Raw genomic sequence first — 19,683 nt, forward strand, 5'->3', positions numbered from 1 at the left:
TATTCACTAGTCATTAACCATTAATTATTACCCATTGAACATTCCACAGGACAAGACGGGAGAAGGCGGTGTGATCATCACCAAACTGGACGATCTGCTCAATTGGGCGCGACTGACCTCGCTGTTCCCGATGGGTTTCGGTCTGGCCTGCTGCGCCATCGAGATGATGGGGGCTTACGCTTCCGGCTACGACCTCGACCGCTTCGGCATTATACCCCGTGCCTCGCCTCGTCAGTCGGATGTAATGATCGTGGCCGGTACCGTGACCTTTAAGATGGCCGACCGTGTGCGCCGTCTCTACGAACAGATGCCGGAACCGCGCTACGTGATCTCGATGGGCAGCTGCTCCAACTGCGGCGGCCCTTACTGGGAGCACGGCTACCATGTGGTGAAGGGCGTGGACCGCATTATACCGGTAGACGTGTACGTGCCCGGCTGTCCGCCAAGACCGGAGGCACTGATCGGTGGCTTCCTGCGTCTGCAGGAGATCATCCGCCAGGAGACCATCCGCGACCCAAGAGCCGTGCAACAAATCATGGCAAGAAGAATGACGAATTAAGAATGAATAATGAGGAGGCAGAAAAGACTAATGAAGAGGTGAAAATGAATAGTGAAGAATCAGGAATGAGTCATAATCCATCAAAGCCGGATGATCAGCAAAACCCAGTCGCTTAAAACAATTGGTCATTAAAAATTCATTCGTCATTAATCATTATTAATCACTCATCCACTCCATCACTCAATCAAAAATTAACATGACCTTCGGAGAGCTAAGAGATTTGATAGCAACGCAGTTTGGTGCTCAGGTGATTGCCGCCGAGCACACCGACAACCTACAGCCCTACCTGGTGCTTCAGACAGAGCGCCTGGCGGAGGTGTGCCTCGAGCTGCATGACAACGAAGCGACTTATTTCGACTTTCTCTCCAGCGTGACAGGTATAGACAATGGTCGCGAAACCGGCACCATGGAAGTGGTGTATAACCTCTACTCTATCCCTTACGACCACCACCTGATGCTCAAAGTGATCGTATCGCGCAACAATACACCCAAGACTCCTATACCTGTCGTGCCGACCGTGAGCCATATCTGGCGCACCGCTGACTGGCAGGAGCGCGAGATCTTCGACCTGGTGGGCATCCTCTTCAAAGACCACCCCGACATGCGCCGCATCCTCTGCGCCGCCGACTGGGAAGGTCACCCGCTCCGCAAAGACTACCAACTACAGGACTATTACCACGGCATCAAGGTACCCTACGACCAGCACAACGAAAACAGCGGTTTCCGGGGTGAGCCTATCAAGCTAATCTCACAGGAAGATCCGTTTACGGATAAACGAGAGAAGCCAGAGGTATCGTAAGAGATTTAGTGAAGCTCCTTCTCAAAGCACACACTATTCTCCACACCAGCATACTGTCCATAATTCGGGATTAGCTGATAGCCGTTCTTTTTATAGAGCCCGATGGCTTCGGGCTGCTTCAACCCGGTTTCCAGGATACATTTTTCAAAAGAGAGTTCGCATGCCCATGCTTCTAGTTCAGCCAGTACCTGGCTGGCTATACCTTGGCCTCTTCCGGCTGGCTGCACATACATGCGCTTCACTTCCACTGTGCCCGGCTCGTATTCTTTGATCGCACCACAGCCGAGCGCTTTTCCGTTCTCGTACGCCAGCACCACATGCTTTATCTTGTCGATCTTATTGTACTGCGCATAAAAGGCATGCTCTTCTCCGTCCCGAATAGCAAGATCTGCATCGAGCAGTTTTACTAAGGCCACAAAGTCAGGGTCGTCCGAATCGGTTCTTTTCAGGTATAGCATGAGTTGGTGGGTGTTTACTTCAGGCCATGAAAGGCTGCGCTTTACTTCAATTCAAATTTGTGTAATGTCTGCACATGCTCCTTCCGTTGGTACCAGTCATTGTACACCAACACGAGCGCATTGACTTTGAAGGTGCCAAAACAGTGGTTTCTGTACGCTCCTACTAAGCTTAGAAATTCATCCTTATTCCTGAGCTTTTCCCTTAGTCTGACTATCGTCGCGTGGGCTGTTTGTATGGCGTATCTTTTGTCAATGGACTGTTCCAAGCCTGAGTTTTGGAAGTTATCCCTCAAGTTATCCCGAAGCTGGCTGAGCGTATTGTCTTCTAAAAAACCTTGCACCATCAAGCAAGATGGAGACGCCGTCAGTCCTCTGAATTCAATCTTAAATGGCCCCACGCCGTTGATGCTTTCCTTAATCGTTTCTATGTAATCCTCAATCCGGATCTGGCTGAGCTTAAATCCATCATAGCATGAAATGATCGACATTACTGTCACATGTAGATCCGAATCCCGGTAAAAATACTGGTGTGGCTCAAGCAGCTTCAGTTTCGAAAGCAACTTTTGGATCTCTGCTTTTACCGCATCATCTGGCCGTAACAAAAGGGTTATCCCAAATCTGTTGTCACTTGCAGAATCAATTAACTCGTCTACTTGATAAGCATCTGATTTAATCCTGCGGATAGAATCCTCATAAAGTTGATCATAGTGTTCTTGTAGATGCATGCAGCTAATCTTTGTAGTAACTAGGTTGAGCTATGAAGTTGAACGTGTTGGGCTATACGGCTGTGTAGCTGCCGTATAAGTTTTGTTGTGCTTTGCTGTTTCTACTTCTTAAGCCTGTAGCCAAAGTTTACCCCTGCTCCCAAGCTAAACTCTGTAAATGAGTCAAAGCTATAAAATCTGGCGAAGGTATTTATTTTGTTGAATTGCCTGCTAAGCTCCCCTTGGTACTCTACCTTATCCCTGTATATAGCTGCTTTGCCAGTTACAGAAAGTCTTAAAAGTTCACCTATTGATGTTCCCAAACCAACTAAAGGCCCTGATGAGGATTGGCTGCCATCCATATCATTTTTATTAAAGTTGAGCCTGCCGTACCCAGCAATTAACCTTAGTTCGCCTATATTCAGGAATGGTCTGCTAAAGTTAAAGCTTGCCTCCCAAGAGTTTGCATCCGAGCTAAAACCCTGTTTCAGTTCAACTCTTCTATGATGCCACTTTGCGTCTAAGTCAAAGTTACAGGTTACTAATATGTGTTTCAGCTCAATTTGAGCATTGCTAACCTTATTTTTATCAAAGTTTGACTGAATCTCTACTCCTCCTTTCAGAGTCAAATCCCGATAAAATGCTGGGAGGGATAAATCTATTCCTGCACCAAAAGGATTATTTATAATTCCAGTCATCAAATGAATGCCCACCAATTGATGGTCGAAGAAGTCTTTAAAACAACTAGATTTTAGTTCTACCTGAATACTGTCTCGTCCTTTTAAGCGTACTTCCTGTTGAATATACCCAATGAAAGAGACTATTAAAATCGCATTTGGGTCGCCGACTTCAAGAGAGAATCTTCCATCTGATGCGGTTGCTGTACCGTTCTCTCTTCCCTTTTCTTGAATACTTGCACCTGGCAATGGCAGTTTGTCAAGTTTGGAAATGACAGTTCCATGCACAACTGATTGGCTTAAGACCTCACCAATGGTGAATAGTAATATCAGCATTAGGAGAATGGTCTTTTGCACTCTTCTATTCTTTCTTAAAGTATAGCCTAACTCATGTATAAACAGAATAAACATCCCGTTATTTATCGTTTTTGGCAGATAACTGTAACTGGATTACCGAATATACTATATAGCGACCTAACTATACCTGCTTTTCTCCTAAAATCTGCCCTCAAAACAAAACCCCTCCATAATTCCCCCATTTTTCCGAACTTTGCTCAACTCATAACTTTTAACTCTCAACTAAATCTCCCCCTTGTCTACCACGCACAAAGAATACCTGCTGCAGTCGGAGCCGAACAAGTTCAGCCTGGAACACCTGCGGGCGGGCGAGATGATCGTGAACATGGGGCCCCAGCACCCGAGTACGCACGGTGTACTGCGCCTGGAGGTGGTGACAGACGGGGAGATCGTGCAGGAGGTGGCGCCACACATCGGGTACCTGCACCGCTGTTTCGAGAAGCATGCCGAGAGCATGGCCTACAACCAGACCATCCCCTACGTGGACCGCATGGACTACCTGGCCGCCATGAACTCGGAGCACGTGTGGTGCATGGGCGTGGAGAAGTTATTAGGTATAACAGACCAGATTCCCAAGCGGGTAGAGTACATCCGGGTGCTGGTAACGGAGCTCAACCGACTGGCCTCGCACTTCCTGGCCATTGGCACTTATGCCATCGACATCGGGGCTTTCACCCCTTTCCTGTGGCTGCTGCGCGATAGGGAGCACATCCAGCGCCTGCTCGAGTGGACTTCCGGCGCCCGCATGCTGTATAACTATATCTGGGTGGGTGGATTGTACTACGACCTGCCCATCGGCTTTGAGGAGCGCTGCCGGGAATTCATTCACTACCTAAAGCCTAAGCTCGACGAGCTCGACACCATCCTGCTCACCAACAAGATCTTCATCGACCGCACCGCCAACGTGGGGGTACTGCCGCTAGATGTGGCTATCAACTACGGCTGCTCCGGCCCGATGCTTCGTGGCTCCGGCCTGCGCCACGACCTGCGCCGCGTCGATGGATATAGTGTGTACCCTGAACTGGAGTTTGACGTGCCCATCGGCGAAGGCATCATGGGCACCACCGGCGACTGCTGGGACCGTAACTATGTGCGGGCGCTCGAGTGCCGGGAGTCTGTCAAGATCATCAGCCAGTGCCTCGACAGGCTGCTGGGTGAGCACAAGCGCACCCCCGATTTCGATCCGCAGGCGGCCTGCCCCAAGAAGCTGCGCATGACCGGCACGCAGGAGCTCTACTTCCGGGGCGAAACACCTCGTGGCGAGCTGGGTTACTTCTTCCGCACCACCGACCGCAGCGACGTGCCTTTCCGCTGCCACGGCCGCGCCCCAAGTTTTGTGAACCTGTCCGTACTGCCCGAAATCAGCCGTGGCTGCATGGTGGCCGACCTTATTGCCATTGTGGGCTCTGTGGATATTGTGCTGGGTGAGGTGGACAGGTAAAGCACCTGCGACTTCTGACTGGTGCCTATACTATGGAATACATTGTAGCTTCCTCTTAAAACTCATGGCAATTGTAATCGTTAAAAATGACTGAAGTGCCTTTTGTTGCACTTTGAGAGTCAGACGAATTTCCTGTAGCATGCATATAAGATTGAACCAGCTGTTAACGATACATTTTCTGTGGCTTAGCATACTATTCGGGCCTGCCACAGCCATGGCGCAGGTACAGAAGCACCCGAAACAGAAGGCGGACACACTCCGGACTGTGGGTGCTGATTTCTTCGCACTTCCCGCCGACACGATACTTCCCGGCCAGAAAAGGCCTTTTACAGAATCGCAGCGACTAGAGGGCGACAACAAACGCTATCTCAAGCGGGCGGTTATACCTGCTGCTGTGCTTATTGGTGCCGGAATCTATACGATAGGAGGACGCGGTATTTTGAGCAGCGACGATGTCTTTAACTACAGACACAAAGTCTTCCCTAAGTTTGCTACCAATGCCGATGACTTTGCCATGCTGGCACCGCTGGTGGGGTTGTATGGATTCAACATCATATCGTCGCAGAACAGGCACGAACTCGGGCGTCAGACGGTACTGCTCCTTTCCTCCGGCGCACTTGCATCGGCTATCGTTTGGCCTACCAAGAAACTGACAGACAGAGATCGTCCGAATGGCAAACCTTATGCCTTCCCATCAGGCCACACGGCCTATGCGTTCACCATTGCCACTTTCATGGACAAGGAGTTCCGGCACAAGAGCCCCTGGGTGAGCGTAGTGAGTTATGGTATAGCCGGCGGCACTGGTGTGCTGCGTGTGCTGAACGATGCGCACTGGCTTTCTGATGTGCTAGCTGGCGCTGGCGTAGGTATAATATCCGTGAACACTGTTTACTGGGTACAGGCTAAACTCACCCAGGGAGGTGGTTTGAACACGGCCATGTACCCTATTGTATTGCCTAACGGGCAGATGGGTATGGCAATGTCTCTTACCTTTTAATACCCAATAATTTCACGCAAGGTATAGCCTGGCGCTTTCAGCTCTGTGAGGCGGCGCCGATTCTTTTTATATCTTTACCACATGCCTATACACCGCCTGCTTTTATGCTTATACCTATACCTGCAGGTGAGCCTTGCCACGGCACAGGTATACCAGGTGCAGGGCACAGTGCGTGACGCCACCACACGTGAAAAACTCCCCTTCGTGAGCATCGTGGTAAACGACGGTGAAACAGGCACGACTTCCAACCTGGAGGGGCGCTACCAGCTCCGGCATAACCGCCCGATCACCAGTCTGCGTTTCAGCTACGTGGGCTATACCCCGCAAACCATTCCCGTTGATTCAGTTTCACAACTCGATATTACCCTGCGCCCTTCGGCGGCCCAACTACAGGAAGTCGTGATTCGCTCCGGGATCAACCCGGCGCACCGCATCATCCGGCTGGCCAACCAGAACCGCGACCGCCACCGCCTCGACAATATTCAGGCCTATACCTACCGTACCTACAACAAATTCATCCTGACGGCCAACGCCCCCGATGACCTCAACCTGAGCGACACCCTGCGCCTTTCTGAGGAAGACTCATCGACCTTGCGTATGCACAACCTGCTGGCCAAGCAGCACCTTTTCCTGATGGAGAGCATCACTGATTATGCACAGTTGGGCAATAACCTCTCAAAAGAAACCATCCTGGCGACCCGCGTGTCAGGACTTCGGCAACCCAGCTTTGGGGTAGTGGCCGCTGAGGCACGGGTTTTTTCGGTGTATGACGACATGCCGGTGTTCTTTGGCAAGCGCTACCTGAGTCCACTGAGCAATGGCAGCATCAGGCGCTATGACTTCGTGCTCCAGGAAACGGCGGTGGTGGGAGCCGACACCGTTTTTATTATCTCCTATGCGCCGCAGCCTGGCAAGAATTTCAACGGTCTGAAAGGGCTGCTCTACATCAACAGCGACGGTTGGGCGGTGCAGAACGTGGTAGCCGAGTCGCACGCCGATGACAAGCGCGGCCTGAAGCTGCAGCAGCAGTTCGTGAAAGTCGACAACCGGCAGTGGTTCCCTTCGGAGCTGGATGTGGAGATAACCGTACAGCAGATCTACATGAGGGGGCACCAGCCTTACGGACACATCCGTACCTACATCACCAACGTCAACCTGAACCCACCGCTCCGACGAAGCGATTTTGGAGTGATCGCACTGGAGCAGCGCCCGGATGCCTGGCGACAACCGGAGCAACTCTGGCAGCAGTATCGCCCTGATTCCCTGTCGCTCAAAGAGCAGACTACCTACCAGCGCCTCGACAGTGTGGGACAGGCCCAAAAGCTCGACCGCACCATCCGCACCATGGAGTACCTCATGGCGAAGCAGCTGCCCATCGGCCCCATCAGCCTGGACCTCAACCGGCTGTTCAAGGTGAGTCGTTTTGAAGGGATGCGTTTAGGTATAGGCGCTCATACCAACAACCTGCTTTCGGAACGGTTTACTGTTGGTGGCTATTGGGGCTACGGCCTCCGCGACAAGGAACATAAATACGGTGCTGATGCTACCGTTAAACTGCACAAACCGTCTGAACTCACGCTTTCGGCAGCTTATGCTGAAGATGTAGCAGAGCCGGGCGGCCGTCGCCTGCCTTTCCAGGAGCGTGCCTTGCTCCGTGACCTGCGCCCCGCCCTCTTGCCCAACCTGGACTATACCACCCAGCGAAGCGCCGGCCTGAGTGGACGCATGCTGCGCTACGTGCAGTGGCAAGCAGGTATACGGCAGGAACAGCGCCGCCCTACGCTGCCGCTCTTCACGTATGAGCCAGGTATAGGCATGCCCGCATATAACCTGGCTGAAGCGACAGCGGGCTTGCGCTTTGCCTATGGCGAGCAATACATGCAACTGTTTAACCGCATGCTGCCCATGCCAAGCCGCTATCCGGTGCTCTGGTTCCAGTACACAAAGGGCATCGATGTCCTGGAAAGTGACGGCTATACCTACAACAAATTCGACCTGCGTGCTGAAGGAACGTTCCGGCAGCGCAGCCTTGGCGAAACCAGCTTTGTGCTGGCAAGTGGTTGGGTACAGGGCGAGGCTCCTTTCGTCAGCCTCTACAATGGTTATGGCAGTTATAGTTCGAATTACAAAGTGTATGCCGGCGAAGGCTTTGAAACAATGCGGCCCTATGAGTTCTTCTCGGATCGATACGCAGCTTTGTTCCTCCGCCAGGACCTGGGCAAGCGCCTGCTCAACACCAAACTCTTCAAGCCCGACCTGGTGCTGGTGCAGAACATGGGCATCGGCGATCTACGGCAGTCTATACCTGAGCTGCAGCCCTTGGAGTATGCCAACATGCGCAAAGGATTCTTTGAATCCGGATTGATGCTCAACAACGTCATCAGCTCTGCCTTCTCGGGTGTCGGGGTGGGCGCCTTTTACCGCTATGGCCCCTATGCACTGCCACGGGCTAAAGATAACCTCAAGTTCAAGCTGACGGCGACCCTGGCTTTTTGATTGTAAAATATTCTTAGACGAAGACATTTACCTGGATCTATACCTGAAGGCCTCAACCACCATACCTCTCCTAAAGGTTGAGTCATCAGGTATGCGCCTATCAAAATGCGTACAACTATCTCCGGCTTAAGAAGTATAAAAACAACGTATGAAAATCCTATCCGCTCAACAAACCCGGGAAGCTGATGCGCAAACCATCAGGGAGGAAGGCATTGCTTCAGAAGAATTGATGGAGCGGGCGGCAAGGGCCTTTACCGGTTGGTTTGAAAACAAGTTCACGCCTGAGCAACCTGTCTGTATCTTCTGCGGTCCCGGCAACAACGGCGGGGATGGCCTGGTAGTAGCCCGGTTGCTGCACCAGCGCCTCTTCGATGTGCAGCTATATATAGTGAATGACGCCCAAGAGACCTCTCCGGATTTTCAGATCAACCTGAAGCGCCTGCCACACGAGGTGCCTCCACACCATATCACGAGCAAAAACGGCCTGCCTGCTATACCTGAAAAAGCCTGCGTGATCGACGCCTTGTTCGGCACCGGCCTCTCCAGACCCGTCACCGGGCTCTATGCCGAGGTGATCGATTGGCTAAACGAGCACAGTAACTGCACTGTCGCCATCGATATACCCTCGGGTTTGTACACCGACAAGCAAACGCCCGCCGAAGGAGCCATTGTGCAGGCGGATCATACGGTGAGTTTTGAACTGCCCAAACTTGCTTTTTTTCTGCCGCAGCATGAGCAGTACGTGGGCGAATGGCACACTGTCTCCATCGGTTTGAGCCAGGCATACCTTTCGGAGGTGAAGTCGAACTTTCACTACGTGACCCAAAAAGAAATTCAGCAACTGATAAAGCCGCGCACCAAATTCTCACACAAGGGCACCTACGGGCACGCGTTGCTGCTTTGCGGAGGCTACGGTAAAATCGGGGCAGCAGTGCTTGCGGCCAGGGCTTGTTTGTGCAGCGGCGTAGGCCTGCTCACGGTGCAGGCGCCTGCCATCGGCTACGATGTGCTGCAAACGGCTGTGCCGGAGGCCATGCTTCTACCTGACAACAACCGCAGGCATTTATCCTCTCTACCAAAGTCCATGGAGAAATTTAACGCCATCGGTATAGGCCCGGGCATTGGCACCGAGCGAATGACCAAGACGATGCTTGGCCAGCTATTGGCCACTACGGATCTCCCTCTCGTCATCGACGCGGACGCCATCAACCTGATCGCCAGCAGCGACAAGCTCAAGGCACAGCTCCCGAAAGGGAAGGTCATCTTCTCACCGCACCCCAAAGAGTTTGAACGGCTCGTCTGCAAAAGCAATAATGAATACGAACGGCTGGAGGAATTGCGGGAGTTCTGCCGGGTATACCAGTGTCACATGGTGCTCAAAGGAAGTCACTCGGCCATCGCCACGCCCGAAGGAGACATTTTTTTTAACACGACCGGGAATGCAGGTATGGCTACGGGCGGAACCGGTGATGTACTGACCGGCATCCTGACGGCTTTGGTAGCCCAGGGCTATACCTTGAAAGAGGCTTGCCTATTGGGCGTATACCTGCACGGACTTGCCGGCGATCTGGCCAAGGGAACGGTGGGAGAAATTGCACTGATCGCCTCGGATGTAATAGAGCATTTGCCGAAGGCTTTTCTGCACCTGCGTCGTTCTTAACTAACAGCCAGGTATACGAAAGCAAAATGCACCAGCATGGCGCCATCCGCGAGCAGTGCATAATAGATGCGAGGCTTCTCTTCCGAAGCGTTCCACACGATCAGACCAGCCACTAAGGCAGCGCTCAGCAAGCCGATCAGAACCTCGCCCTCTTCCGTCAGCAGCACCAGCAACAAGTATAGCACCAGCAGCCCCAGCGACAGGAAACGGGTATAGTTTTCGCCTAGCAGCCCGGGGAAGGTAAGGGTGCGGGTGTGGCGGTCGTAGGTATAGTCGCGGATGTCGAATAGCAGGGCCAGCGCCAGAATAAACAGAAAGCGCCGCAGCCAGATCAGCATCACAGGGCTATCTAACGCAACCGAAGCATCGATCAGCGGAAACAACACCGTTACGGCAGACCAGACCAGGGCAATCAGAAACACCTTCAGCAAGGGCACACTCCGGAAAGGCTTAAGACGATTGCGCGCCAGCGGCACGGTATAGCCTACGGAAATCAGCGCCAGGGTCAGCACAAACCACAGGTTGATTCGAAGTTCAAATAGAAAGTACAGTACAACAGCCCCCGCCAGGCTAAGCAAAGCCAACACGGCCAGCTCCTTTTGATGACGAATACTCCAGGACTGTCCACCTTTTTTAGCTCGCCAGCCTCGCCACATGCGCTGCAAACTGCTGGTGTTGTAGGTGAACAGTGTTGCCAGAAACACAAAGCACGCCATTGGCAGCGACACCTTGTTCCCTGTTAGCAAGTAGGTTTCTACCGTTAACCCAAATGCGCACAGTGAAATGAACACACTGCTGTAGAGCAGGGCCTCTATACCTGTTCGAAGCCAATCTGCCAGTGGTTGCTGGCGCCTTATCTCGCTGTGTTCTTTTTCTAGCATCCTTCTCTGCAAGTTCGCAATTCAGGTACGGCTTTCAAACCCCGTCCGGCTGTAAATAAAAAAGCCTGACACAGGTTTTACCCCACATCAGGCTTTACAGGAAAAGTAAAGTTTTAGATGGTGCTTTTTGGCTCAACTTCGCCAAAGGTAGCGTCATATAGTCTGATGCTTTCCTTGATGATCTCGTAAGCCGGCTCACGGCCCAGGAACTGCTCTACGATTACTTCTTTGTGTTCCAGTTTCTTGTAGTCTTCAAAGAAGCGGCGCATCTCCAGCAAAGTATGCGGAGGCAATTCAGAGATATCGTTGATGTGACGCACCGACATGTCGTTGTTCGCCACGGCGATGATCTTATCGTCTTCTTCGTTGTTGTCGATCATGCGCATCACCCCGATTACTTTCGCATCGATCAGGCACATAGGCACTACATCCAGCGAACAGATTACCAGGATATCAAGCGGATCTTTATCGTCGCAGTAAGTTTTAGGTATAAAGCCATAGTTGGCAGGGTAGTTCACCGAAGAGAAAAGTACACGGTCCAGTTTCAGCATGCCGCTTTCTTTGTCCAACTCGTACTTTGCTTTCGAACCCTTTGGAATTTCAATGATAGCAGTAACGACTGCCGGGGCCTCCTCACCGTAGCTCACGCTATGCCACGGGTTATTCTTTTCTAAATTCTCCATCATATAATCTTTCTTAAAAGCCGTCGTAACCAATTGTCCCGACAGGTATTGTTACTTCATTAATTCTTGCAAGGGGCGCCCCACACTTCCATTTGGCTCCTGTATGTATAGCCAGGAGGCAATGGTAGGGGCAATATCTGCTATAGCGGTTTCAACGGAGCTTTCGCCCGGCTTCACTTTCCAGCCATACCATACCAGTGGCACGTGCGTATCGTAGTTGCTGTGCGAGCCATGCGTGGTTCCTTTCTGTGGACCGCTGCCGTAACCTTCAAACCAGCCTGGCTGCAGCACTACAATCACATCGCCGGAGCGCTGGGCATTGTAGCCGCTTTCGATGCGCGCCATCAGACCTCCGGACGCACCCACCTGTACCGCCTCAGCCGGAATGGCTCTTGCCACTCCTTCAAAACGCGTTACATAGTTGGCCACCGCTTCCTGCACATCTGCTCTCTTCAGCTTTTTGCCTTCAATCGTTTTATGGTCCAGGTATACCTGCTGGTTCGTGTAGCGTTCTACCCAACGGCCTTTGCCGAAAGTCTTGTTCAGGTGCTGCTCCAGCGAGTCGCGCATCATGCCGGAGTTGGCTGTGCCTGCCGGTATTTTAAGCGACTCCATATAAGCAGGCACATGCGCCGCGCCGTGGTCCGCTGTCAGGAAGATCAAGATGTTGTCCTTGCCGATTTCCTTCTCCAGCAGGTTGATTAGTTCTTCAATTTCACGGTCGAGTCGCAGGTATACATCCTGCACTTCAATGGAGTTTGGTCCGAACGAGTGCCCGGTATAGTCGGGTGTGGAGTAGCTCAGTGCCAGGAAATCGGTGTGATTCCCTTTGCCCAGGTTTTCTCCGCGTAGGGCTGCTTTGGCAAATTCCGTGGTGAGTGTATTGCCGGCAGGTATAGAGCGAATCAACTCGAAATCTTTGCCGCGGATGGCAGGGATGTTGTGAGGGAACACCGGTCTTTCTTCGCCTGGCAGGGCACGCTCCCACGGCATGTCGTCTGCTGTACTTTCGGTATACTGCTCAATCGGCAGGAGTGTATTCCATACCTCTCCCAACAGTTTGTCCGGATGCTTTTGATTGTTGAACTCCTGTACCCAGTTAGGGAGGGCATTGGCGTAAAATGTGCTCGTGATCCAGTTTCCGGAAGGAGAATCAAACCAATAGGCGCCATTGGCGGTATGGCCGGCTGGCAGAATAGACCCTCTGTCTTTCAGGGCTATACCTACCACCTTCGAGTGCATGTTGTTGGAAAGGCGCAGCTCGTCTGTGATGGTAGTCGTTAGCAGGTTACGCGGCGACATCAGGCCGGCATCGGATGTGCTGCCTACCGTTTTCACTGTCTTATCCTCCACACAGTAAATAGACTTGCCCGTTGTGCGGTCGTACCAGGAGTTTCCGATGATACCGTTTAAGGCTGGGACGCTACCCGTATAAACGGAAGCATGGCCTGGTCCGGTATACGTAGGCACATAACTGTATTGGTTATTCTTGAAATTGAAGCCCTGTTTTACCAGTCTTTTAAATCCGCCTTCGCTGTACTTGTCCCAGTAACGGTATAGAAAGTCATAACGCATCTGGTCTACCACGATGCCCACTACGAGCTTCGGCCGACTTTCTATGCCTATCACAGGTTGGTTCACCTGCTGCTCCTTTTCTACGCTTGGGGCGTTAGATGTTGTACAAGCCTGCACAGTAACCAAAAGCACTGCTGCAATCAAAGTTTGAATGCCAGATCTAAAACCGCTTAGCTTCATGTGTTTGTTGTTGAGTTTCTCAAATATAGGCAGCACATCCCAACTAATTGGCCTGGCCATTGTCCTGTACTCGATGTTTTAACAAAAATATAACACAGCGTATTATATCCCCAAAAAAAGAACGCCCACCTGGTGTGATGGGCGTTGCTTTTCTATTTGGTATTTACTTCTATTTTGCAGCAAGCGCCTCTGCACCCCCCACGATCTCGAGAATCTCCTTCGTAATGGCCGCTTGACGCGTCCTGTTGTAAGTAAGCTTCAGTTCTTTCAGCAGCTCGCCGGCGTTTTCTGTCGCCTTGTCCATGGCAGTCATTCGGGCACCGTGCTCGGAGGCATTCGACTCCAGCACCGCTTTGTATACCTGTATTTTAAGCGACTTAGGTATAAGCTCCTCGATGATCTGCTCTTTTGATGGCTCAAAGGTATAGTCAGACACCATGTTGTTGGCCGTTTCTTCAACTGGCTTATCTTCAATTGGCAGGAACTGCTCGGTACGCACAATCTGCGTTGCCACGTTCTTGAACTCGTTGTAGATGATGTCCACCTGATCGAACTCACGGGCTACGAAACCATCCATGGCACGCTCCGCTGCAACGCGAACAGTGTCAAAAGAAAGGTTTCCGAAAGTGCCGGTGTAGTCACCAATCACTTTGTAACCACGCTTGCTCAAAGCCTCAGCACCTTTACGGCCAATTGTCAGGAAGGTAAGGTTACCGGCCTCATACTGGCTGCGGTACTTGCCCTGTGCCAATACATTGGCTGTTTTGATAATGTTTGAGTTAAAAGCACCCGCCAGACCACGGTCAGAAGTTACCACGATCACAAGCACTCTGTTCGCTTCGCGCTTTTCAGAGTAAACGTTCGACACAGAGCCCTCTGTCAGTTGAGACAGGTTGGCCAGGATGCCACTCAGACGCTGCGCATAAGGGCGCATACGCAGAATATTGTCCTGAGCACGTCTCAGCTTGGCAGCCGCCACCATTTTCATGGCTTTGGTGATCTGCTGTGTTGACGATACAGATGTAATGCGGCCTCTAACCTCTTTTAAACTTGCCATATTATGTATGATATGAGCATAAAGTTAGAGACCGCTTCTAACCGGCAGTCTCTAACTTATAACCAACTATTACTTTTTGTAACGGGCAGAAAGCTCTCTGGCCACCTGCTTGATAACACCTGTTGTCTCGTCGTCCAGCTTTCCAGCCAGCAGCGCGTTTAGGGTGTCCTGGTGCTGGGCACGCATCGTGCGCAGGAAGTCTTTCTCGAATGTTCTAACTTCTGATACAGGCACGTTGTCCAACAGACCGTTTGTAGCGCAGTAGATAATGGCTACCTGCTCAGCAACTGATACTGGAGAGAACTGTGGCTGCTTCAGGATCTCGAGGTTACGACGACCACGCTCAATTGTTAGCTTGGTAGCGGCATCCAGGTCAGAACCGAATTTCGCAAACGCTTCCAGTTCACGGAACTGCGCCTGATCCAGCTTCAGGGTACCAGATACTTTCTTCATCGCCTTGATCTGAGCGTTACCACCCACACGCGATACAGAGATACCTACGTTAATCGCAGGACGGATACCTGAGTTGAAAAGGTTGGTCTCCAGGAATATCTGACCATCCGTAATCGAGATTACGTTTGTCGGAATATAGGCAGAAACGTCACCAGCCTGCGTCTCGATAATTGGAAGGGCAGTCAATGAACCACCACCTTTCACGAGGTGCCTGATAGACTCTGGCAAGTCGTTCATGTTGCGAGCGATCTCGTCAGAAGCGTTTACCTTAGCGGCACGCTCCAGAAGACGGGAGTGCAGGTAGAATACGTCACCAGGATAAGCTTCACGCCCTGGAGGACGACGCAGCAGCAGGGACACTTCGCGGTAAGCCACGGCCTGCTTGGAAAGGTCGTCATAAACAACCAGTGCAGGACGGCCGGTATCGCGGAAGAACTCACCGATAGCAGCACCTGTAAATGGAGCAAAGAACTGCATTGGAGCTGGATCAGAAGCAGAAGCCGAAACTACTACTGTATAATCCATCGCGCCACCTTCAGTCAGTGACTTCACTACCTGGGCTACTGTAGATGCTTTCTGACCTACGGCAACGTATATACAGAACACTGGTTGTCCTTTTTCGAAGAACTCACGCTGGTTCAGGATGGTGTCTATCGCAACGGCAGACTTACCTGTCTGGCGGTCACCGATGATCAGCTCACGCTGCCCACGGCCGATCGGAATCATGGAGTCAATCGCCTTGATACCCGTCTGCATTGGCTCGTTTACCGGCTGACGGAACACCACGCCTGGTGCTTTACGCTCCAGTGGCATGTCGTACAGGTCGCCTGCAACAGGTCCTCTACCATCGATTGGCTGACCCAGTGTGTTTACCACACGGCCGATAATGCCATCACCTACTTTTACAGAGGCAATACGGTTCGTTCTTCTTACAGTGGCGCCCTCTTTGATTTCGCTGTAGTCGCCAAGCATTACGGCACCTACGTTGTCTTCTTCCAGGTTCAGAACAAGCGCCTGAAGTCCGTTCTCAAACTCTAATAGCTCACCAGACTGTGCTTTGGAAAGGCCATAGATACGAGCGACACCGTCACCCACTTGCAGTACTGTACCTACTTCTTCCAATTCTGCCTCAGAACGGAAGCCAGATAGCTGCTCTCTTAGTATGGCTGATACTTCGTCAGGTCTTACTTCTGCCATGATTATAATTTATTGATATAGGGGTTGTCTTTAAATTTATTTCTCAGCTTGTTCAGGTTATACTTCACAGAGCTGTCAATCTGCTGATCGCCCACACGGAGCACGAAGCCACCGATCAGGGTTGTATCAATCTTTTCTTCTAATTCTACGCGCTGACCAGTCTGGGCTACCAGGCGCTGGCCAAGTTCGTTGCGAAGCTCTTCTGTAAGCGGCACGGCAGTAGTCACGCTGGCTGTTGTGATGCCTTTGTATACATTATACTGCTTCGTAAACTCAGGAGCAATAAACACAAGCACCGACTCACGGCCTTTTTGAGCCACGATCTTGAAGAAAGCCAGGGTAAGGTCGTTTACTTTGCCTTTGAACACCGCATTGATCACAGCCAGTTTCTTATCTGACTTCACAACTGGGTTACGCATCAGGAGCTTCAGTTCTCTGTTCTGGTCAAGTACTTTGGCGAACATATCCATGTCCTCCTTCACTTGCTCCAGCACACCTTTTTCCTGTGCCAGCTCAATCAGTGACTTTGCGTATCTCGAAGCAATTCTAATTTCTGACATATTGCTTTATTATGGCCATCCTGCAGTATAAGCGGTCTGGCTATGTTGATACGATTAGTTAAGCGTTACTTCTTTGATGTAATCCTTGGCAAGCTCCTGCTGTGCCTGTGGGTTGCTCAGTTCTTTACGCAGGATACGCTCAGCGATGTCCACTGAAAGTACAGCAGCCATGTTCTTCACTTCCGTGATAGCAGCACGCTTCTCGTTTTCGATGGACTCACGTGCCTGTGCGATCATACGCGAACCTTCTTCGTTTGCCTTCTGCTTCGCCGTTTCGATCAGCGCGTTGCCAGCATCAGAAGCTTCCTTCAGGATCTTGTCACGCTCCATACGGGCTTCAGCCAGCAGTTTTTCGTTCTCAGCCTTCAGACCCTGCATCTCAAGCTTTGCTTTCTCAGCAGCGCTCAGTGCATTTTCGATAGAAGTTTCACGCTCATGCAGGGCGTTCATGATTGGCTTCCAGGCGAACTTGGAAAGCAGGAACAGCACGATGATGAAAGTCACCAACTGCCAGAAAATTAAACCTATACCTGGGGTTACTAATTCCATTGTGTATGAATTTGAATAATTAGGTTTTAATCAGTTCACCGGCTCTCAACCGGCATTGCTTTTAACTATTTAACTATTTTGAGCTCTCGGTCCGGACCATGCGTCCGGACGAGAGACCAAATACAAAGGATATTAGCCTTTGAAAGAGATTAGCAAGCAAACTACCACACCGAAAAGTGCAACACCTTCGATAAGGGCAGCCGCGATAATCATAGCAGTCTGGATTTTACCACCAGCTTCTGGCTGACGCGCGATAGATTCCATGGCTGAACCACCGATTCTACCGATACCCAAACCAGCGCCAAGGGCAACCAGACCAGCACCGATACCGGCACCCATGATAGCCAAACCGAAGTCGGTTGTAGCTGCTACTGCTTGAAGCAAAATTGCTAACATAATTATAGTTATATATAGTTAAAAAATAAAAAACAGATTAATGTGCACCATCTCCATGACCGTGATCACCTACGTGGTCGTGCTCCTCTACTGCGCCACCGAAGTACATCGCTGAAAGCAGTGTAAAGATATAAGCCTGTAGCAGGGCCACGAACAACTCCAGGAAGAACATGAAGATAGCGAAGGCCACGCTCAGTGGCGCTACAAAGATACTCTCGAAGATGAAGATAAGGCTGAACAGCGACAGGATGATGATGTGACCTGCCGTGATGTTGGCAAAAAGACGAACCATCAACGAGAACGGCTTAGTCAGGATACCAATTAATTCCACCGGAATCATGATTGGAGCCAGCCAGGTAGGAACACCCGGTGTAGCAAATATATGCGACCAGTAGCTCTTATTACCGCTGAACACGGTGATCAACAACGTCATGGTAGCCAACACAAGCGTTACCGCGATATTACCTGTCAGGTTAGCACCACCCGGCATCAAACCAAGCAGGTTGTTAAACCAGATAAAGAAGAAAATGGTCAGCAGGTACGGCATGTAGCGCTCGTATTTCGGACCGATGTTCGCCTTGGCAATTTCGTCACGAATGAAGATGATGATCGGCTCAAAGAAAGACTGTATACCTTTAGGAGCTCTGCCTTTACCCTTGGCGTAGCTACCAGCAATCGTGAAGAACACAACTAACAGCAGGGCCACACTAATAAAAAGAGAGGCAACGTTCTTTGTGATAGAGAAGTCTAAAAGAGAAGACTGGTCAGCCGCTGGCTGGCCCGAAGCATCAGCGCGGTAGATGTGACCATGGTCGAGCACGTAGCCGTTGTAAGGCACTAACTCATGGTTCTCGTTGTAGAAGTTACTTGATGAGAATACCTGTGGCTGACCGTTATCAATCAGGATAACAGGCAGGTATAGCACAACACCATCAGCAAAATGCCAGGTATAATCATCGGCGATGTGATGCGTGATCATGTCGCCCGGCTTAAACTCGCCACCTTCTGCAGCTACTGCATTCGCAGAAATTGTCAGAAAAGAAAACAGTAAAATAAATAACTTCTTCATTAAGAGAGATTTAGAAGCAAAGTTAAAATATACAAAAGCTATTTCTAGTTTTGCTTTTTCAATTGCGGTGCGAAGTTAGTTATTAAGCTGTAGATTTCAAACCCGGTAAATAGAAAATATAACGCGAAGAAGTTGAAAACGAACTGAAGTTCATTTTCGGAGTACATGTAGATGTAAATAAAAATAACGGTGATGCTGAGGATCATCCTGAAGCCCATCGAGCCGAAGTAGTACAACTGAAAATTGTCCGGGTCGTAACCCACGCCCAGCCGCGACACATAAAAGGCCAGCGCCGTCACAAAGACCATAAAGCCTAAAATATACCAGATAAGCGGATGCAAGAGCGCCGTGCCTGTATAAAAGGAGAGCAGGCCGATGCCGATGCTCACGACACCTGTGAAGATGAGGAGGTTTTTAAAGAATTTCAATGCGGTTACTTTTTATTTAAGGATACTATTACCAACACCATAGAAGCCACCACGGCCACTACCAGCAGCACGATCGTCATCCACGGATTCTCGTTGCCCATGCGCTCGTCCAGCGCCGAGCCGGCCCAGGCGGCCAGCACCATCGCCCCGATCATCTGAAAGGCCAGACCAGAATACTTTAGGTAGCCTTTAAAAGAGTCCTCGCCTTTCGGTTTCTGTTCATCTGGCTGTGCCATGCGCTGGGTTGTTTTTCAATGATTAACAAAATTACGCTTTTTTCATGGGCTTCTCTGCAAATCAGCTTTATTTCGGTCGCTTTTTAAAGTCTCCTCTAAGCCTTCTGAGGCCTGAAACCATTTCTCTTTTTCTATAGTTCAATAGCGAGCTTCAGGCTTTATCTGTAGGACCTTACATAATTGGCATATTATTGTATTTTTGTAGATGGCTTGCCGCTTTCGTGCTATTGCGGTCTGGATACTTTCAGGTATAGCCAGGCCGTTATAATGG

Annotated in this window: 20 protein-coding genes; 6 read left to right on the forward strand and 14 right to left on the reverse strand. The window is 50.8% G+C overall.

What is annotated here, in order from left to right:
• Window positions 1-34 precede the first annotated feature (34 nt).
• Complete coding sequence (gene nuoB, locus C8E01_RS13820) at window positions 35-559, forward strand: NADH-quinone oxidoreductase subunit NuoB (RefSeq protein ID WP_116544041.1); 525 nt, start codon at window positions 35-37, stop codon at window positions 557-559.
• 196 nt (window positions 560-755) lie between these two features.
• Window positions 756-1,358, forward strand: a complete 603-nt coding sequence (locus C8E01_RS13825) for an NADH-quinone oxidoreductase subunit C (protein WP_116544042.1) — start codon at window positions 756-758, stop codon at window positions 1,356-1,358.
• Between the two features lie 5 nt (window positions 1,359-1,363).
• Here the strand turns inward: C8E01_RS13825 and C8E01_RS13830 are convergent, their stop codons facing one another.
• The 3 genes from C8E01_RS13830 to C8E01_RS13840 form a co-directional block, all read right to left on the reverse strand.
• The gene (locus C8E01_RS13830) at window positions 1,364-1,816 is read right to left on the reverse strand and encodes a GNAT family N-acetyltransferase (protein WP_116544043.1); all 453 of its coding nucleotides are present in this window, start codon (window positions 1,814-1,816) and stop codon (window positions 1,364-1,366) included.
• 41 nt (window positions 1,817-1,857) lie between these two features.
• Window positions 1,858-2,541 carry a 2'-5' RNA ligase family protein gene (locus C8E01_RS13835; protein ID WP_116544044.1) on the reverse strand — a complete coding sequence of 228 codons (684 nt, stop codon included), beginning with the start codon at window positions 2,539-2,541 and terminating at the stop codon, window positions 1,858-1,860.
• A 101-nt stretch (window positions 2,542-2,642) separates the two neighbouring features.
• A complete protein-coding gene (locus tag C8E01_RS13840) occupies window positions 2,643-3,533 on the reverse strand; it encodes a carboxypeptidase-like regulatory domain-containing protein (RefSeq protein ID WP_243409578.1) in 891 nt (296 codons plus the stop codon).
• Between the two features lie 256 nt (window positions 3,534-3,789).
• On the opposite strand from C8E01_RS13840, the gene C8E01_RS13845 reads away from it, so the two are divergent.
• The 4 genes from C8E01_RS13845 (at window position 3,790) to C8E01_RS13860 (ending at window position 10,148) form a co-directional block, all read left to right on the forward strand.
• Window positions 3,790-4,995, forward strand: a complete 1,206-nt coding sequence (locus tag C8E01_RS13845; RefSeq protein ID WP_116544046.1) for an NADH-quinone oxidoreductase subunit D — start codon at window positions 3,790-3,792, stop codon at window positions 4,993-4,995.
• A gap of 151 nt (window positions 4,996-5,146) precedes the next feature.
• Window positions 5,147-5,992 (forward strand): phosphatase PAP2 family protein, encoded by an 846-nt coding sequence (locus C8E01_RS13850; protein ID WP_243409579.1) that lies wholly within the window; start codon window positions 5,147-5,149, stop codon window positions 5,990-5,992.
• An 81-nt stretch (window positions 5,993-6,073) separates the two neighbouring features.
• Complete coding sequence (locus C8E01_RS13855; RefSeq protein WP_116544047.1) at window positions 6,074-8,488, forward strand: DUF5686 and carboxypeptidase-like regulatory domain-containing protein; 2,415 nt, start codon at window positions 6,074-6,076, stop codon at window positions 8,486-8,488.
• Between the two features lie 148 nt (window positions 8,489-8,636).
• Window positions 8,637-10,148, forward strand: a complete 1,512-nt coding sequence (locus C8E01_RS13860; protein WP_116544048.1) for an NAD(P)H-hydrate dehydratase — start codon at window positions 8,637-8,639, stop codon at window positions 10,146-10,148.
• On the opposite strand, the gene C8E01_RS13865 is transcribed toward C8E01_RS13860, so the two are convergent.
• From C8E01_RS13865 to C8E01_RS13915, 11 genes are all read right to left on the reverse strand, one after another.
• Window positions 10,145-11,029, reverse strand: a complete 885-nt coding sequence (locus C8E01_RS13865; protein ID WP_116544049.1) for a UbiA prenyltransferase family protein — start codon at window positions 11,027-11,029, stop codon at window positions 10,145-10,147. The two genes, C8E01_RS13860 and C8E01_RS13865, sit on opposite strands and share 4 nt — an antisense overlap.
• Before the next feature lie 113 nt (window positions 11,030-11,142).
• Entirely contained in the window at window positions 11,143-11,715 is a 573-nt protein-coding gene (locus C8E01_RS13870; RefSeq protein ID WP_116544130.1) for an inorganic diphosphatase, read from the reverse strand.
• Between the two features lie 48 nt (window positions 11,716-11,763).
• Window positions 11,764-13,527, reverse strand: coding sequence for an alkaline phosphatase PafA (gene pafA / locus C8E01_RS13875; protein ID WP_243409580.1), 1,764 nt, complete (start codon window positions 13,525-13,527; stop codon window positions 11,764-11,766).
• A gap of 109 nt (window positions 13,528-13,636) precedes the next feature.
• Window positions 13,637-14,524, reverse strand: a complete 888-nt coding sequence (gene atpG / locus C8E01_RS13880; protein ID WP_116544050.1) for an ATP synthase F1 subunit gamma — start codon at window positions 14,522-14,524, stop codon at window positions 13,637-13,639.
• 69 nt (window positions 14,525-14,593) lie between these two features.
• Window positions 14,594-16,174, reverse strand: coding sequence for a F0F1 ATP synthase subunit alpha (gene atpA, locus C8E01_RS13885; RefSeq protein WP_116544051.1), 1,581 nt, complete (start codon window positions 16,172-16,174; stop codon window positions 14,594-14,596).
• A 2-nt stretch (window positions 16,175-16,176) separates the two neighbouring features.
• Complete coding sequence (gene atpH / locus C8E01_RS13890; RefSeq protein ID WP_116544052.1) at window positions 16,177-16,734, reverse strand: ATP synthase F1 subunit delta; 558 nt, start codon at window positions 16,732-16,734, stop codon at window positions 16,177-16,179.
• A 54-nt stretch (window positions 16,735-16,788) separates the two neighbouring features.
• Window positions 16,789-17,283: a F0F1 ATP synthase subunit B gene (locus tag C8E01_RS13895; RefSeq protein ID WP_116544053.1), complete on the reverse strand. Its 495-nt coding sequence runs from the start codon at window positions 17,281-17,283 to the stop codon at window positions 16,789-16,791.
• A 132-nt stretch (window positions 17,284-17,415) separates the two neighbouring features.
• On the reverse strand, window positions 17,416-17,679 hold the full coding sequence (atpE, locus tag C8E01_RS13900; protein ID WP_007653345.1) for an ATP synthase F0 subunit C: 264 nt from the start codon (window positions 17,677-17,679) through the stop codon (window positions 17,416-17,418).
• A gap of 37 nt (window positions 17,680-17,716) precedes the next feature.
• Window positions 17,717-18,748, reverse strand: coding sequence for a F0F1 ATP synthase subunit A (gene atpB, locus C8E01_RS13905; protein ID WP_116544054.1), 1,032 nt, complete (start codon window positions 18,746-18,748; stop codon window positions 17,717-17,719).
• Window positions 18,749-18,792: 44 nt separating this feature from the next.
• Entirely contained in the window at window positions 18,793-19,176 is a 384-nt protein-coding gene (locus C8E01_RS13910) for a hypothetical protein (protein WP_116544055.1), read from the reverse strand.
• A 5-nt stretch (window positions 19,177-19,181) separates the two neighbouring features.
• Window positions 19,182-19,412 (reverse strand): AtpZ/AtpI family protein, encoded by a 231-nt coding sequence (locus C8E01_RS13915; protein WP_116544056.1) that lies wholly within the window; start codon window positions 19,410-19,412, stop codon window positions 19,182-19,184.
• Window positions 19,413-19,683 lie beyond the last annotated feature (271 nt).

The organism is Pontibacter virosus, assembly GCF_003096355.1.
In the GTDB taxonomy this organism is placed as follows: Bacteria; Bacteroidota; Bacteroidia; order Cytophagales; family Hymenobacteraceae; genus Pontibacter; species Pontibacter virosus.

Bases quoted from the DNA above. Each gene is read 5' to 3' on its own strand.
- C8E01_RS13825 (WP_116544042.1), top strand. From the start codon at position 756: ATGACCTTCGGAGAGCTAAGAGATTTGATAGCAACGCAGTTTGGTGCT.
- C8E01_RS13830 (WP_116544043.1), bottom strand. From the start codon at position 1,816: ATGCTATACCTGAAAAGAACCGATTCGGACGACCCTGACTTTGTGGCC.
- C8E01_RS13835 (WP_116544044.1), bottom strand. From the start codon at position 2,541: ATGCATCTACAAGAACACTATGATCAACTTTATGAGGATTCTATCCGC.
- C8E01_RS13840 (WP_243409578.1), bottom strand. From the start codon at position 3,533: ATGCTGATATTACTATTCACCATTGGTGAGGTCTTAAGCCAATCAGTT.
- C8E01_RS13855 (WP_116544047.1), top strand. From the start codon at position 6,074: ATGCCTATACACCGCCTGCTTTTATGCTTATACCTATACCTGCAGGTG.
- C8E01_RS13860 (WP_116544048.1), top strand. From the start codon at position 8,637: ATGAAAATCCTATCCGCTCAACAAACCCGGGAAGCTGATGCGCAAACC.
- C8E01_RS13865 (WP_116544049.1), bottom strand. From the start codon at position 11,029: ATGCTAGAAAAAGAACACAGCGAGATAAGGCGCCAGCAACCACTGGCA.
- C8E01_RS13870 (WP_116544130.1), bottom strand. From the start codon at position 11,715: ATGATGGAGAATTTAGAAAAGAATAACCCGTGGCATAGCGTGAGCTAC.
- pafA (WP_243409580.1), bottom strand. From the start codon at position 13,527: ATGGCCAGGCCAATTAGTTGGGATGTGCTGCCTATATTTGAGAAACTC.
- atpG (WP_116544050.1), bottom strand. From the start codon at position 14,524: ATGGCAAGTTTAAAAGAGGTTAGAGGCCGCATTACATCTGTATCGTCA.
- atpA (WP_116544051.1), bottom strand. From the start codon at position 16,174: ATGGCAGAAGTAAGACCTGACGAAGTATCAGCCATACTAAGAGAGCAG.
- atpH (WP_116544052.1), bottom strand. From the start codon at position 16,734: ATGTCAGAAATTAGAATTGCTTCGAGATACGCAAAGTCACTGATTGAG.
- C8E01_RS13895 (WP_116544053.1), bottom strand. From the start codon at position 17,283: ATGGAATTAGTAACCCCAGGTATAGGTTTAATTTTCTGGCAGTTGGTG.
- atpE (WP_007653345.1), bottom strand. From the start codon at position 17,679: ATGTTAGCAATTTTGCTTCAAGCAGTAGCAGCTACAACCGACTTCGGT.
- atpB (WP_116544054.1), bottom strand. From the start codon at position 18,748: ATGAAGAAGTTATTTATTTTACTGTTTTCTTTTCTGACAATTTCTGCG.
- C8E01_RS13915 (WP_116544056.1), bottom strand. From the start codon at position 19,412: ATGGCACAGCCAGATGAACAGAAACCGAAAGGCGAGGACTCTTTTAAA.